Origin of the sequence: Lactobacillus leichmannii, assembly GCF_024701915.1 — a bacterium.
Lineage (GTDB): Bacteria > Bacillota > Bacilli > Lactobacillales > Lactobacillaceae > Lactobacillus > Lactobacillus delbrueckii.
Map to the genome: position 1 here is coordinate 25,004 of NZ_QOCY01000037.1, position 15,155 is coordinate 40,158.

General features: G+C 51.7%; 13 protein-coding genes. 2 read left to right on the forward strand and 11 right to left on the reverse strand.

Annotation, left to right across the window (positions count from 1 at the left end; all coding sequences use genetic code 11):
• Nucleotides 1-7: 7 nt before the first annotated feature.
• Nucleotides 8-1,147: an LCP family glycopolymer transferase gene (locus DS743_RS03875; protein WP_035185006.1), complete on the reverse strand. Its 1,140-nt coding sequence runs from the start codon at nucleotides 1,145-1,147 to the stop codon at nucleotides 8-10.
• 339 nt (nucleotides 1,148-1,486) lie between these two features.
• On the opposite strand from DS743_RS03875, the gene DS743_RS03880 reads away from it, so the two are divergent.
• Both DS743_RS03880 and pepF read left to right on the forward strand, forming a co-directional pair.
• The gene (locus tag DS743_RS03880; protein WP_035185003.1) at nucleotides 1,487-2,785 is read left to right on the forward strand and encodes an RNA-guided endonuclease InsQ/TnpB family protein; all 1,299 of its coding nucleotides are present in this window, start codon (nucleotides 1,487-1,489) and stop codon (nucleotides 2,783-2,785) included.
• Between the two features lie 321 nt (nucleotides 2,786-3,106).
• Nucleotides 3,107-4,909 (forward strand): oligoendopeptidase F, encoded by a 1,803-nt coding sequence (gene pepF, locus DS743_RS03885; RefSeq protein ID WP_035185001.1) that lies wholly within the window; start codon nucleotides 3,107-3,109, stop codon nucleotides 4,907-4,909.
• 69 nt (nucleotides 4,910-4,978) lie between these two features.
• Here the strand turns inward: pepF and DS743_RS03890 are convergent, their stop codons facing one another.
• The 10 genes from DS743_RS03890 to DS743_RS03935 all read right to left on the reverse strand — a co-directional run bounded on the left by DS743_RS03890 (nucleotide 4,979) and on the right by DS743_RS03935 (nucleotide 15,107).
• Nucleotides 4,979-6,205, reverse strand: coding sequence for a (S)-2-hydroxy-acid oxidase (locus DS743_RS03890; protein WP_003613205.1), 1,227 nt, complete (start codon nucleotides 6,203-6,205; stop codon nucleotides 4,979-4,981).
• A gap of 130 nt (nucleotides 6,206-6,335) precedes the next feature.
• Entirely contained in the window at nucleotides 6,336-7,874 is a 1,539-nt protein-coding gene (locus DS743_RS03895) for an L-lactate permease (protein WP_035184999.1), read from the reverse strand.
• A 253-nt stretch (nucleotides 7,875-8,127) separates the two neighbouring features.
• Complete coding sequence (locus DS743_RS03900; RefSeq protein WP_035184996.1) at nucleotides 8,128-8,532, reverse strand: DUF3804 family protein; 405 nt, start codon at nucleotides 8,530-8,532, stop codon at nucleotides 8,128-8,130.
• Nucleotides 8,450-8,782, reverse strand: coding sequence for a zinc-ribbon domain-containing protein (locus DS743_RS03905; protein WP_072544324.1), 333 nt, complete (start codon nucleotides 8,780-8,782; stop codon nucleotides 8,450-8,452). Before DS743_RS03905 ends, DS743_RS03900 begins: the two co-directional genes overlap by 83 nt.
• Nucleotides 8,783-8,918: 136 nt before the next feature.
• A complete protein-coding gene (locus tag DS743_RS03910; protein ID WP_035184994.1) occupies nucleotides 8,919-9,716 on the reverse strand; it encodes a metal ABC transporter permease in 798 nt (265 codons plus the stop codon).
• Nucleotides 9,716-10,369, reverse strand: a complete 654-nt coding sequence (locus DS743_RS03915) for a metal ABC transporter ATP-binding protein (protein ID WP_035171662.1) — start codon at nucleotides 10,367-10,369, stop codon at nucleotides 9,716-9,718. Before DS743_RS03915 ends, DS743_RS03910 begins: the two co-directional genes overlap by 1 nt.
• Nucleotides 10,370-10,394: 25 nt before the next feature.
• A complete protein-coding gene (locus DS743_RS03920; protein WP_035184992.1) occupies nucleotides 10,395-11,159 on the reverse strand; it encodes an HAD hydrolase family protein in 765 nt (254 codons plus the stop codon).
• A gap of 265 nt (nucleotides 11,160-11,424) precedes the next feature.
• Complete coding sequence (locus DS743_RS03925; protein WP_035184990.1) at nucleotides 11,425-13,395, reverse strand: PTS fructose transporter subunit IIABC; 1,971 nt, start codon at nucleotides 13,393-13,395, stop codon at nucleotides 11,425-11,427.
• 48 nt (nucleotides 13,396-13,443) lie between these two features.
• Nucleotides 13,444-14,358 carry a 1-phosphofructokinase gene (gene pfkB / locus DS743_RS03930; RefSeq protein ID WP_002879506.1) on the reverse strand — a complete coding sequence of 305 codons (915 nt, stop codon included), beginning with the start codon at nucleotides 14,356-14,358 and terminating at the stop codon, nucleotides 13,444-13,446.
• Nucleotides 14,358-15,107: a DeoR/GlpR family DNA-binding transcription regulator gene (locus DS743_RS03935; RefSeq protein ID WP_035184988.1), complete on the reverse strand. Its 750-nt coding sequence runs from the start codon at nucleotides 15,105-15,107 to the stop codon at nucleotides 14,358-14,360. Before DS743_RS03935 ends, pfkB begins: the two co-directional genes overlap by 1 nt.
• Nucleotides 15,108-15,155: the final 48 nt, after the last annotated feature.

The window sequence follows — 15,155 nt, forward strand, 5'->3', positions numbered from 1 at the left end:
GTCAGCACTACCAAGAATCACTGCTTCTTGGCGTAATTGAGTTGGCTTGATAAATCGTGTAGTTGGTGATGGTCTCATTGCTGGAGAAGTCGACCCCGTTATAGGTCTCGTTCAGACTGTTCTGCCGGGTTTCCTGGTTGGTCAAAGTCTGCGTGGACAGGCCCAGGCTCTTTCTCAGCTTGTTGGACCACTTCTGCAATTCTTCAGTTGACGCTATCTGGAAGCTGGTTCCGGAAATCGTCGCGTCGTGGCCCTGGATGTAGCCGCTGGAGATGTTGCTGGCCGCGCCTCTGTAGTTGATGGCCAGGCTGGTCATGTCGCCAAAAGTCAAATTGGTCTTGACGTACTTGGCAAAAACCTTGAGCAGCTTCTGGTAGTTAGCTAAACCGTTGACGGACAAGCCCTTCTTTACCACGGCCTGGATGATCTGCCGCTGCCGCAGCTGCCGGCCGTAGTCCCCCCGGGGGTCGTCATAGCGCATACGGGCATAAGCGATGGCATGGCGGCCATCCAGGTGCTGCTTGCCCTTCTTAAAGTCACACCAGTCATAGCTGAAGCTGAACGGCACGTTGACGTCAACCCCGCCTAAAGCGTTGACCAGGCCCTTCAAGGCCTTCATGTTAACTTCCACATAATAGTTGATCGGCACGTTGAGCATGGCCGAAACCGTCTTGACCGACCCGCTGCTGCCCCCAAACTGGTAGGCCGAGTTGACCTTGAACATGTAGTAGCTAGTGCTGCTCGTTTCACCCAGAATTTCCGTCAAGGTATCCCGGGGAATCGAAGTCATGGTCGCCTTCTTGGTCGTTGGGTTGACGGTCACCAGGATGATGGTGTCCGAGTTCCCCTTGTCATTTCTCCCCTCAAGCCCCTGGTCGACCCCTAAAACCAGAATCGAGATCGGCTTCTTGGCCGCGATCCGGGCACTGGTTGCCGTGCTGCCGTTATTGCCGTTCATGCTCACGAAGGCTGAATGCAGGGAGAAGTAGGCATGCGCCCCCCAGGTCACCGCGATCATGACGGCAAAGGTCACCAAGAGGCCAATGATGGTCGGCAGGGGACGGCGGGACTTTTTCAAAAAGCCAGCCTGGACAAGAGTCACATTACGAAAAATTTTCTGTTGTCTTCTGCTGTGTTGCTCTTCCATGGACTACCCCCTTTAGTAATTTGCTATTATTTATTTTCGCATGAAAAAGGCATTTAATGAACCAGGCGTGGTAATATTTAGACTATCTTATTTTTTGGCAAAAAGCCGCTTTGAGAGGACAATACTAGTGGCGAAAAACGTACTTAATGTGTTTGATTATATGTAAGAGATAACAGGTAGGTTCTAAGTTCAATTAATTTAGGGAAATCCGGAACTTTGCTTTAGGATAGATCCCAGCTTTCACCCACACTTCAAAAACATATGTTTGGAAATCAGCAGGAATACCTGCTAAAATATTCCTCGAAACAAAGATATAATTCTGAAAGGCGGTGAAATCAAATGGCGGAACAGGTAAAAGAAGCACCGGCAGAATTAATTCAGACAAGAGTCTATGAACTACGTCCCAACAAGACTATGAGAAAAGTTTTGGATGAAGCTTGTGACTACCGTCGTTATTGCTGGAATCAAGGCCTCGCCTTGTGGAATGAAATGTATAAGGCAAGACAAACACTTAAATCTTCTTTGTCCACCGACTCCAAAAAGCTGACCGAAGAACAGAAAGTGCTGCTTAAAGACAAGCCTTCACCGAGTGAACGAAGAGTTCGTAATATGTTAGTTGCCGATAAAAAAGACTGGCAGTATACACAGTCAGCCCGGATTCTGCAACTGGCAATTTCTGATTTGGGTAAGGCTTGGAACAATTTCTTTGACAAGGCCCAACCAGGCTGGGGCAAACCAAAATTTCGGTCAAAGCGGGAAGCCAGACAAGGCTTCAAAAGTGACCAGAGCAAGATCAAAGATGGAATTCTTTATTTGGAACGGGCAAAAGAAAGTAGCGTTCCAAAAGACCAATGGCGCGGCTTTAAGCTGAGTGAAAAGCCTTTGTCAGATGAATTTGGCGTTGTCAGCTACTTCAAAGAAAAAGGCCGTTATTACGTTGCTATCCCGTATAAGATCAAGGCTGAAGATATTAAGCTGCCAGACAAAAAAGGTAAAGCTACCGCGGTTGACGTCAATGTTGGTCACTTTGATTACACGGGAGGTCGCATGAACGTATTGCCTAAGAAGCTTGATAAAATTTATGGGAAAATCAAGCACTATCAAAGGCAGCTTGCCAAAAAGCAAGTCAAAAATGGAGAAGCTGCTTGCGAAAGCGAGAACTACTTGAAGACGAAAGCCAAGCTTCAAGCATGCTATCGCAAGGCAAGCAATATCCAAAACGACTTGATGCAGAAGTTTACGACTGAACTGGTCAATAACTACGACAAGATCGTGATTGAAAATCTGTCAGTCAAGGGTATGCTGATGAGCCACGTAGCTTCAAAGGGTGTTCACCGGTCGATGTTTGGCAAGTTTAAGCAATTCTTGACCTACAAGTGCGATTGGTATGGTAAGGAACTTATTCTGGCAAATAAGCTGTATCCGTCTACTCAGCGTTGTGCGGCTTGTGGAAATGTCAAAAAAGGTGATGACAAGATCACCCTTTACGGAAACAAGAAGCATGGTACTAAACACAATGAGTACGTCTGCTACAACCAAAAATGCCCAAACTACAATAAGGTTGTAGATCGGGATAAGAATGCGATGCTCAGTCTTTTAGCGCTGACTGAGCACCCAGAATTAAATCATGCGCTATAATTTTTAAAGAAAGGAGAGTTAGTGGCTAAGGCCCTGGCCTTAGTCATGCGGGTTGGCTGTACCCGAGGATTGGTGAGAGCCTTTCCCTGAAGTTGCAAGAGTGGTGCTTCGGTACCTGCGCTGGTCAATGCGGTTACCCCCTTGTTGGGATATCGGAATACTGGTGATGACGGCAATAAGAAAAATGTCTGTATTCATGTCTTTGGACATACGTAGTCAAAGATTACGGTTTGGCTACATTGCACACGTTTTTTTGCAGCAGTAGAATATCAAGTATCGTAAAATAGAACGTAAAGTAATGAGAAAAAGAAGAGGTATCGTATGGAAATCCCTTATCGCAGTGAGGTTCCCAAAGAACAGACCTGGGACTTGACCCGGATCTTCAAGACTGAGGCGGACTGGGAGGCCGCCTTTAAAGCTGTCAAGCAGGAAGTCAAGGCCCTGCCGGCCTTGGAAGACGGCTTTACGGAGAGTGCGGCCGTCCTCTATGACCGCTTGACCCAGATTTTTGCCGTTGACCGCCGCCTGTCCAAGATCTACGTCTATGCCAGCATGGCCAGCGACGTCGACACCAGCAACCAGAAGAAGCTGGCCCTCAATTCCCGCGCCCAGAGCCTGGCCGCTGAATACCAGGCGGCTGTTGCCTTCATTCAGCCGGCTGTTTTAGCCTTGGGGAAAGAGGGCCTGGACGCCTTTTTCAAGGAAGAGCCAAGACTGGAAAACTACCGGCACTATTTGGAACAAATCGTCAAGCAGGAAGAGCACGTTTTGCCAGCTGAAGAGGAGAAGCTGGTATCGGCGGCCGGGGATGCCCTGTCAGCTTCGGCCAACACCTTCAACGTCTTGACCAACTCCGATTTGCAATTCCCTTACATTGAAGATGAAGACGGGGAAGCAGTGGAACTGACGGAAGCCAACTACGACATCTTGATCCAGTCCCAGAACCGGGAAGTCAGAGAGGACGCCTTTGACGCCCTTTACGCTGTCTACGGCCAGTTCGCGTCAACTTTTGCCTCAACCTTGGCCGGCAATGTCAAGGCCCACAACTTTGATGCCCAGACCCACCACTACCAGGACGCCTTAGCCGCGGCTCTGTCAGAAAACAACATCCCTGTCGACGTCTACAACCAGCTTTTGACTAGCGTCCACAAGCACCTGGACCTCCTCCACCGCTATGTCAACTTGCGCGAAGAGATCCTGGACCTGAAGGGCGACCTGCAAATGTGGGACATGTACGTGCCGATCACGGGCAAGCCAAGCCTCAGCTACACTTTCGCTGAAGCCAAGGCCCAGGCCAGAGAGGCCCTGCAGGTTTTGGGCAAGGACTATGTCAAACACGTCGACTACCTCTTCAATAACCGCTGCATCGACCACGTGGCTAACATGCACAAGCAAAGCGGGGCCTACTCCGGCGGGGCTTATGACACCGACGCCTATGAGCTCTTGAACTGGCAGGGGGACCTGGATTCCCTCTACACCCTGGTCCACGAGACCGGCCACTCAGTCCACAGCATGTACACCCGGGAAAACCAGCCATACGTGTACGGGGACTATCCGATCTTTGTCGCGGAAATTGCCTCAACGACCAATGAAAACCTGCTGACCAACTACTTCCTGGATCGGGTGACGGATCCAAAGACCCGGGCCTTCTTGCTCAACTACTACTTGAGCTCCTTTAAAGGAACGGTCTACCGGCAGACCCAGTTCGCGGAATTCGAGAAGTTCATTCATGAAAGCGACCAGGCGGGTGAAGCCTTGACGGCTGACTACCTGTGTGGCTTCTACGACCGGCTCAACCAGCAGTACTACGGCCCGGCGATCAGCCTGGGCAGCGACATCGACCTGGAATGGGCCCGGATTCCTCACTTCTATTACAACTTCTACGTCTACCAGTACGCGACCGGCTTTGCCGCGGCAACTGCCCTGGCTAACAAGATTACTTACGGCAGCCAGGAAGACAAGGAGAAGTACCTGGACTTCCTTAAGTCCGGCTCCAGCGACTACCCGATCAACATCATGCAGAAGGCCGGCGTCGACATGACCAAGTCCGACTACCTGGAAGATGCCTTCAAGGTCTTTGCGGAAAGACTGGACGAATTTACTGACTTAATCAAAAAATTGTAGAAAAGAAAACGAAGCTGCTCAAAGTGAGTAGCTTCGTTTTTTGCTATTAAACTTGACACATGTTCAATCTTAGTGGTGTGAAGCACCAGTAGCCGCGTCTGGTTCAGACTTGATTTGGTTGACCGCGGTAACTGGGTATGGCTTGCGCACCCGCGGGTCAGTGCTGGATGGCTTAGTGTCGCCAGCGTACTGGAAGTCAGTCAAGCGGGCGTGCTTAACGTCTTCAATCGTCTTGCAGCCAGTCAGTTGCATGTCGATCTTCAATTCATCGTTCAATTCGTTGATGACTGAAGCAACCCCGTGCGGGCCACCCAAAGCCAGGCCGTAAAGGTAAGGACGGCCAATACCAACTAGGTCAGCCCCTAAAGCCAAAGCCTTGAAGACATGGGAGCCCCGGCGGACACCACCGTCGAAGATAACCGGGCAGCGGCCGTTGACTGCTTCAACAACTTCTGGCAATACGTCAATAGTTGCAGGAGCACCGTCGATTTCCCGGCCACCGTGGTTAGTCACGTAAACGCCGTCTGCGCCGGCAGTCAAAGCAACTTCAACGTCTTCAGCACAGTTGACACCCTTAACGATGACTGGCAAGCCGGACATTTCCTTGATCCGCTTGATGTCATCCGGACCGATGTTCTGGGCGCTGGAAGCGTACATTTGCGCAACCGTTTGCCCTTCGCCCTTGGCGCCTTGGAAACGGGTGAAGAAGTCCAGCGGTACCGGGAAGGCAAAGTTGGTCCGCAGGTTGGCTTCCCGGTAGCCTGATACCAAAGCGTCAACCGTCAACAGGATTGCCTTGTAGCCAGCAGCGTTGATCGCGTCAAAGACCATCTTGTTGAAGTCCCAGTTCTTTGAAAGGTAAAGCTGGAACATCCGCGGAGCATCTGGCGCAGCGGCAGCGATTTCTTCAACCGGCTTGTTGCCGTAAGTGCTGGAAGTAAACATGGCTCCAGCCAAAGCTGCCCCCTTTTGGGTAGCAACTTCAGCGTCAGCGTGGGAGATCCCATGACAAGCGATTGGTGAGATCATGATCGGCGTCTTCAGCTTCATGCCCAGGAATTCAGTTTCAGTTGACGGGTTGTCCATCCCGGTCAAGGCCCGGGGAACAATCTGGTAGTGGTTGAAGGCAGTAGTGTTGTTTCTCCAAGTCCATTCATATTCTGAACCTGAGGCTACGTAGTAGTAAGCCCCTTCCGGCATTACTTCCTTGGCCTTTTCTTCAAGCTCATCAACGTTAACAAATTTTAAGTCTTCATCTGCTTCGCTTTGCGGGAAGCCCTTGATGTAATGTGTCATGGAAATCTCCTCAATCATTAAAAAATTACTATTAATTACTGTTAACTTACAAGGATTATCATAGCATTTAATCGCTTACTTTTGGGCCAATCTTTTGCTTTTTAGAATCTGCTCAAAAAAATTAGAAGTACTAGAAGTGCAGCTGGCCCGTAGCCAAGCCGACCAGGTACAGGAAGATACAGATGATTGCAGTGTAGATCCCGCACCACTTGAAGGCCTGCTTCAAGATCGTGCCTTCGCTGCCTTCCTGGCCGATAGCGGTAGACGCAACCGTGATGGATTGCGGGGAAATCATCTTCCCGGCAGTAGCCCCGACCATGTTGTTGGCCACGACCCAAGTCTGACTCACGCCCAGGCTTCGGGCAGCTGAGGCCTGCAATTTGGCGAAAAGGATGTTGGAACTGGTGTCTGACCCAGTCACGAAAGTCCCCAGGGCACCGATGATTGGCGCGATCAATGGGTAAACCGGACCCATGACCTTGACCAAAACAACCGCGATGGCACTGGTCATGCCGGCATAGCCCATAACCTTAGCCAGGGCCACGATAGCGGAAATAGTCACCGCCGTCTTGCCGATCCCCTTAATCAGGTTCCAGAGGATGCCAAAAGTTTCCTTAACGCTCAAGCCCTGGATCATGGCCCCGATGAAGGTAGCCAACAAGATCAAGGTCCCTGGTGAAGACAGCCAGTTGAGGCTGAACTGACCAGCATTTTTGCCAGTGTAAATCTGGAACTTCAAAGTCGCGGAGTTGAGCAGGCTGTTAACGGCTGGGAACAATGATGAAGCGGCCAAAACGAAGACGAAAACTAAGATGAATGGCGCGCAGGCTTGCAGCAGTTCACCAGCTGAGTGCTTGGCAATGTCCCCGGTAGAAGCGGAGTATTCCGGCACGTCCTTGTGCCGCTTGGCCAAGAGGGCCGTAACCAGGATGCAGACGATGGAACCAGCGATGGCTGGCAATTCCGCCCCAACGTACTTAGCCACTAAGATTTGCGGCAAGGCAAAAGCCAGACCAGACATGAAGGTAATGAAGCCTACCCCCTTGATAGTCTTGACGCCCCCGCCGACCAGGCCAACCAAGATGTAAGGGATGACCAGGATCAAAACGCTCAGCTGCAGAGATACCACGAAGGCCGTGTTCATCACGTCCAGGCCGGCAGTCTGGGCCAAGGTGATGACTGGCAGGCCGACCGCCCCGAAGGCAGTTGGGGTGGTGTTTGCCACCAGGCAGATAACGGAAGCTTCAATCGGGTTGATCCCGAAGGTCATCAAGATGCTGGCCGGGATGGCAACAGCGGTCCCGAAGCCGGCGATGGCTTCCAGGAAGCCCCCGAAGCCCCAGGCGATCAAGAGGACCAGGACCCGCTTGTCGGTCGTCAGACCACAGAGCATGTCCTGGATTTTTTGCATGGCGCCGGATTTAAAAGTTACCTTGGAGGTGAACATGGCGGCCACGATGATGTAGACAATCGGGAACAGGCCGCCCAGGATCCCTTCCAAGGTCCCGGTCAAAGTGTCAACGACTGGCAACTGGAAGGCAGTAATGGCCAAAATGATTGCCAGGATAAGAGAAATAACGGCTGCCTTGGCCGCAGGCATCTTCAAGGCTGTCAGAGAGATGATCAGCCAGACGATCGGGATCAAGGCAAAAATGAATTTAACCCACATTCAGATAACTCCTTCTATAAGTATTTTTCACAAGGATTATTGTACATGAAAGCGCTTAAAAAGTCATGTGAATTTTGCTTTAAAACGTTGATATATTAGCGCTTGTACTTGAACTTATTTCACAATATTTTTGTTTGCTAAAAGAAGGATCCAAAAAAGCCCCGCTATTGCGGGGCTCTATATATTTTTTCACAAACTTGTTTGTTAACAAGGTTGCCTCTATTGATCGTCAAAAAAGATTTAAAAAATTTTGCTATTTAGCTTTAGGCGTACCTAATTTTTCCAAAACGTAGTCGCCGTCACTGTCCTGGCTGATGATCCCGTTTTGGTAAGTGCTGGTGTCATCCTTGTCACCGGTGTAAGAGAATTTGTGGGTGACCGTGTAGTTGACGTAAGTCTTGCCGCTGCCGGCCGGGCTGGTGGACAGGACGCTGACGACTTCGTTGTAGTTAGCTACTGAGTCAGAGTCGTCCCAGTTGTCGTGCAGCTTTTTGATGCTGAGGTAGCCGGTATTGCTGCTGCCGTTGACCCAGTCTTTGCTGTCGTTGTCATCCCAAATGTCCTGGAGAAGGTCTTCAGCATCTTCGCTGCTTGCCTTGGTCTGGGTTGGCCTTGTAGTATTCCTGGAGAGGCTGCACGATTTGCTTATCCTTGGCATAGTATGCCTTGCCATAGCCGTAGCCGGCCAAAAGGACCAGCAAGACAGCCGCGGCGATCAAGATTTGCTTCTTCCACTTCCGGACCTGCTTGAGGTCGGCCCGCCTTTTGCCTGTTTTAGCTGGCTTAACGGGTTGAACTTGCTGAGTTGGCTGGCTTGATTGTGCCGGCTTAACTAACTTTGCCCCGCAATTGGCACAGAAAGTAGCATTGGCCTGGTTTTTGGCGCCGCAGTTAGCGCAGTAGATCATTTTTACTTCCCCCTTTTTGATAAAAACTCTGTATGCTTAACTGGCAAAAAATGCTCTCAAGCCCAGTATTGCATAGAAAAATACAATTTTAGGTAAAAGAAAAGGAGCTCAAGAGCTCCTAAAATTCCATATTTGACTACGCCCGCTTCTTTATGGCTTGGGTGAAGTAAACCAGCAGGTAAGCCGTTACCTCAATTACCGAAATGAAAAAGGTTACCGGCCAGTTGGTGATGTAGCCCAGGCACAGCCCGGCCCAGACCCCCAACAGGGCCAGGCCGACCGACCAGGCCAGCATGCTCGGAATCGACTTGCCCAAATAACGGGCCGTTGATGACGGCATGGTCAAAAGGACAAAGACCAGCATGGACCCGACCACCTGGGAGCCGATGGAAACCGCCATGGCCAAAGCCACCAGGAAGACCACCCCGACAAAGCCGGTATTGATGTGGTGGGCCGCTGCCCCGATATGGTCAAAGGAATCATAGTTTAGGGGCCGCTGGATGGCAAAAATGATCAATAAGACAACCACTGACAGGCCGACTAGCTGATAGACGCTGGATCTGGACACCCCGATAATGGATCCGAACAAAATGTTGGTCGCGTAGCTGCTGGCTGAGCTGGACAGGGACAAAAAGAGGATCCCCAGGCCGACGAAGAAGGCGGAAATCGCGGAAATCGACGACTCCTTCTGCTCAGTCTGCATGGACAATTCCCCGACCCCGATTGAACCCAGGAGGGCAAAAATCAGCATCCCCGTCAAAGGCTTCAGTCCCATCAAAATGGCAAAAGCCGCCCCGGCAAAGCCAATTTCCGACAGGGTGTGGGCCAGGAAACTGAAATTGCGGGCCACGACATAGACGCCCACCACCCCGCAGGTAATCGCGATAAAGGTGGCCGCCCAAAAAGCATTGCGCATGAATTCGTAGACAAACATCAGTTGAAACTCTCCTTAAAATCTTCCATCTTCCCCTGGCTGACCGTCCCGTCGCTTAAGTAAAGATAGTCCTTCATATAGCGCTTGGCCAAAGGAATGTCGTGGGTGACGAACAAGACCGTCATCTTGTGTTCATGGTTGAGGTGGGCGATCAGGCTCATCAATTCTTCCTTGGCCTTAGGGTCCAGGCTGGCCGTGGCTTCATCCAAAATGATGAAGTTCGGCTGGTCCAAGAGGGCCTGGGCCAGGTAGGCCCGCTGCTTCTGCCCGCCGGAAGCCTCCCCCATCCTGGTGTCCGCCAGGCCTTTCAAGTGGGTCTCCTGCAAAATATGGTTGACCTGGTCCTTAACCTTCTGGCTCTTCCAAAAAGGCGTGTTTAATTCGATAAAGGACTTGATCGACAAGGGATAGTCCGGGTCGATATTGCGGAACTGGGGCACATAGCCCACCTTTACGTCGTCAGCCAGCTCAAAATAGCCGTGGCTGGGGCTCAGCATCCCTATCAGTATTCTGACCAGGGTGGTCTTCCCGGCCCCGTTAGGACCCAAAAGAGCCGTCATGGACCCGGTCTCCAAGCTGAAATTGAGCTTTTTAAAAATCTCCTGGTCGTCGAACTTCATGCTCAAGTCCACGACCTGCAAAGCTTTACTCATTTACTTACCTCTAGTCTCAGTCTCTCTATAGCTTCTTCAGCAAGTCCAGGACCTTGTCCTGGACTGCACTTTCATCGCTTGAGCCGATGATCCCGTTAGCCGCCCGCTTGGCTTCCGGCAAAGCCGTAGCTGTCGCGTAGCTCTGGCCCACGTATTGGAGCATGGCCACGTCGTTGCCCCCGTAGCGCTTGCCCAAAAGCTTGAGGCCTACCGCCTTGTTCATGCCCAGCTTGCTGATGTCAACGGCTGAGTCGCTGCCAGCCACCATGTCCAGGCTCGGGAATTCCCGCTTGAGCTGCTGAGCAAAGGCTGATGATTCCCCTTCCCCGGTCGCCACAGTGAACTTGAAGATCCGGTCCTTGACGCTTTCGTAGTCGTCCACGGCTTTCAGTTCCTGGTAAAAAAGGTGGAGGTAGTTGTAAAACTCTTCCCCGTAGCTCTGCAAGGTGTAGGCGCTATTCACCCCGGCCAAGACAGTCGGGTGGTCCTGGCCGTACTTTTCCTTGATCTCGTGGATCGTGGCCAGTTCATCGCTGTTTAAGTCCACGATGTTGAGGATTTCCCGCCCCTTCAAGACATAGGCCCCGTTTTCAGCCACGAAGTAGAGCTGGCTGAGGTATTCTTTTGGAAAACGGGTAACCAGGTTTTCATACTGGTTGCCGCTGGCGATGACGAACTTGACCCCCTTTTCCCTGGCTAGGTCCATGATTTGCTTGAACTTGTCCAGGTCGTACTCCTTCTTGGAGTTGAGCCAGGTACCATCCATGTCGGTCGCGATTAACTTGATCATCTTTTCTGCTCCATTCTCGTAATAAATCGTCTCATTTTTCAGTAAGTATAAAACTTTTGCTTTCTTTTGCTTTTTCCACTATCTATCTTACAGAATTTTGCCCGCTATTACTTGCTTTTTGTCCGCATTTAAAAAATCTGTAATAGTAGAATATAACAAATCTTCCAGGAGAATGCCAGTATTTTTTCTAAAAAGAAAATTTAGGGCTAAACACAAAAACAGGAGGGACTTAATCCCCTCCTGTTTTGCATTTTAACTTATTTGTTTACTTTTCAATTGGTTTCTTCCAGAAGCCCATCATCAAAGCAGCTACGATTGAGCCGACAGCTACGGCGCCCAGGTAGCCCAGCCAGTTGCTGGACAAAGCGATAACCCAGAAACCACCGTGAGGTGCTGGCACGCCGACGTGCCACAGACCTACCAGGGCCCCGCCGACAGCACTGCCGACGATTGATGAGACGATAACGTGCAGCGGGTCAGCACTGGCGAATGGGATAGCCCCTTCAGTGATGAAGGAGAAGCCCAGGATCCAGTTGGAAACACCGGCCCGGCGTTCATCTTCGGTAAACTTGTTCTTGAAGAAAGTAGTCGCGATAGCAGTCGCGAATGGTGCTACCATACCACCAACCATAACGGCAGCCATCAAGATAGCTGAGGTCTTGGAAGTCGGGTCGTTGGCGAAGGCACCTGAAGCGAAGACGTAAGCGGCCTTGTTGAAAGGACCACCCATGTCGATACTCATCATGCCGGCCAGGATCGTGGTCAAGAGAACCAGGTTGCCAGTGCCCATGCCGTTCAAGAAGTTGGTGATAACCCCGTTCAAGGCACCGAAGACCGGGTTGATGATGTAGTACATGATCAAGGCTACGAAGAGCAGACCAAAGATTGGGTAGAGCAACATTGGCTTCATACCTTCAACGTTCTTCGGCAGCTTAACGAAGAGCTTCTTGAGGCCCAAGATCAGGTAACCGGCGATGAAACCGATGGCAATCCCGCCCAGGAAGCCGGCTGGTGAAGCAGCCTTGACGTCGGCGTTAACAGCGTAAGAGCCACCCAAGGAAGAGTTGGCGATTGAGGCCATGAAACCACCGACGAAACCTGGCATCAAGGCTGGCAGGTCACCGATTGATTCAGCGATGTAGCCGGCCAGAACCGGAACCATGAAGGCGAAGGCCAGGTTACCAGCACTGTTCAAGAAGATGAAGGCCGGGCTCTTGGCGCCACCCATGTATTGTTCAACCAGGAAGGAGATAGCCATCAAGATACCGCCACCGATAACGAACGGAAGCATGTGGGAAATACCGTTCATCAAGTGCCGGTAGATGGTTGACCATACGCTGCCGTCGCTTGCAGCTGAGCTTTCACTGGCTTCACCAGCTTCTGCATGGTAAACGCTGCCCTTGCCGGACAGGATCTCGTCAATCAGTTCGTCTGGCTTGTTGATCCCGTCAACAACTGGGTGCTTGACCAGTTGCTTGCCGTCAAAGCGGGCCATCTTGACCTGCTTGTCGGAAGCGATGATAACACCCTTAGCCCGCTTGATTTCGTCAGCAGTCAGTTCGTGCTTAACGCCTTCTGAACCGTTGGTTTCAATCCGGACTTCAACGCCGCGCTTTTCACCGGCCTTGATCAGGGCTTCTTCAGCCATGTAAGTGTGGGCGATCCCGTTGATGCAGGCAGTAACGCCGACGATCAATGGCTTTTCGTCACTAGCTGCCTTAGCTTCTGCTTCCTTCTTAGCGGCCAGCTCGGCTTCGCGTTCAGCGTCTTCCTTGTCCTTGTCAGCTTCTGCCTGGCTGAAGAGGTCGATAACTTCGTCAGCCGTCTTAGCTGCCTTCAGCTTTTCAACCAGGTCAGGGTTGATCAAGAGGCTGCTCAGCTTAGCCAGGGCTTGCAAGTGGGTGTTGTCCGCACCGGCTGGGGCAGTGATCATGAAGAAGAGGTAGACTGGCTGCTGGTCTAATGAGTCGAAGTCCACGCCCTTTTCACTCTTGGCAAAAAGCACCCGAGCCTTATTAATGTATTCGTTTCTGGCGTGAGGCATGGCAATCCCGCCGCCGATCCCGGTAGTGGATTCCTTTTCCCGGGCCCAGATGGATTCAACGAACTTTTCCTTGTTGTTGACGACGCCCGTAGCTACTTCCAAGTCGGCCATTTCGTTGATGGCTTCTTCCTTGGTGGTAGCCTGCAAGTCCATAATCATCGACTCTGGGCTCAAAATGTCTTTAATCCGCATCTTGTTCTCCTCAGTTACTAAAAAATACTTTGTTACTTCTTATTCCCTTTATTCAACGACGTCGATCTTGATTTGCGGCAAAACGGCGTCGATTTGGCTCTTAACCGCGATGTCTTCAGTGAAAGCCGTTGCCCCGCCGCAGGCGCTGCCGACCCGGAGGCCTTCAGCCGCGTCGTGCTTTTCAAACCAGGTGCCGACGAAACCGGCAATCATGGAGTCCCCGGCGCCAACGGAGTTGACCGCCGTGCCCGTGGCCGCGTTGGCGTGGTAGACGTGGTCAGCAGTTACCAGGTAAGCACCTTCGCCAGCCATGGAGATCATGACGTTTTGCGCGCCCAGCTTCTGCAGCTTCTTGGCTGCTTCCAGCATGTCGGCAGTTGATGAGAAGCTGGTGTCAAAGAGGTCAGCCAGTTCGTGGTGGTTTGGCTTGATAACCAATGGATTGAACTTCAAAGTACGCAGCAGGGCTTCGCCAGTCGTGTCAACGACGAATTCCGCCCCCTTTTCCCGGATCAGCGGCAGAAGGCTTTCGTAGAAGTCCGTTGGCAGGCTTGGAGCCAGGCTGCCGCTCAAAACAACGACATCGCCTGCTTCCAGGTCGTCCAGGCGGGACTTGAAGGCTGCGACTTCCTGGTCGGTAATGTCCGGGCCAGCCGCGTTTATTTCAGTTTCTTCCTGGGCGTGGATCTTAACGTTCACCCGGGTGTCGTCGCTGATTCTTACGAAGTCGCTGCTGATCTTCTTGACGTTCAATTGGCGGATCAATTCTTCGCCGGTAAAGCCGCCGACAAAGCCCCAGGCAGTGTTGTCCACGCCTAATTGGTTAAGAATCTGGGAAACGTTGATCCCCTTGCCCCCAGCTAAGAACTGGGTGTCGCTTGACCGGTTGGTCTCCCCGTCCTTGACTTCTGGCAGTTGCAGAACGTAGTCCAAAGCTGGGTTGACAGTCACGGTGTAAATCATTATTTAGCCTCCTCAAGTTGAATATTTACTGGCAATTTCTCCCGGTCGCCAGCCTCCAGGCGGCTGATGATGGTCACCTGGTCGGTCTTGGCGAATTCGGCAAAAGTTACCGCGTTAAATTTGCTGCGGTCGATTAAAACGAAAGCCTGCTGGCTTTGCTGGATAGCCGTCCTTTTCACGGCAGCTTCCTCAGTGTCCGGCGTGGTTAAAAAGCCGGCCGGGCTCAGGGCGTTGGCCCCAATGAAAGCCGCGTTGAAGTTCAGCTCCTGCAAGCGGGAGACAGTGGTCGCGCCAATGGCCGCGTGGGTCTGCCGCTTGACATGGCCGCCTAAAAGGCAGCAGTCAATTCCAGCGTCAGTCAAGGCCAGGGCCGTTTCCAGCCCGTTGGTCACCACGTGCAGGCCGCTGATCTCTTTTAAAAAGGGAACCATTTCATAAATGGTCGTCCCCGCGTCTAAAAAGAGATAGTCGTGCGGGCGGACCTTCCTGGCGGCCAGGCGGGCAATAGCCAGCTTGTCATCCTTGTTCAGATTGAAGCGGATCTGCTGGGCCACATCCTGGCCAAAAGTCTGCAGGCTCTGCGCTCCGCCGTGGACTCGTTTAAGCAGGCCCCGGTCTTCCATTTCACTCAGATCGCGTCTGATCGTCGACTCGGATGTCGAGGTCAAGCGGCAAAGTTCCGTTACGCGGCAAATCTGATGTTCGTCTACATAATGGGCAATCATTTGTTGCCGCTCTTCCGTCAGCATCTTTATCTTACCTCGTTATCTATTGTGAAGGCTTTCTCAGTCAAAAGC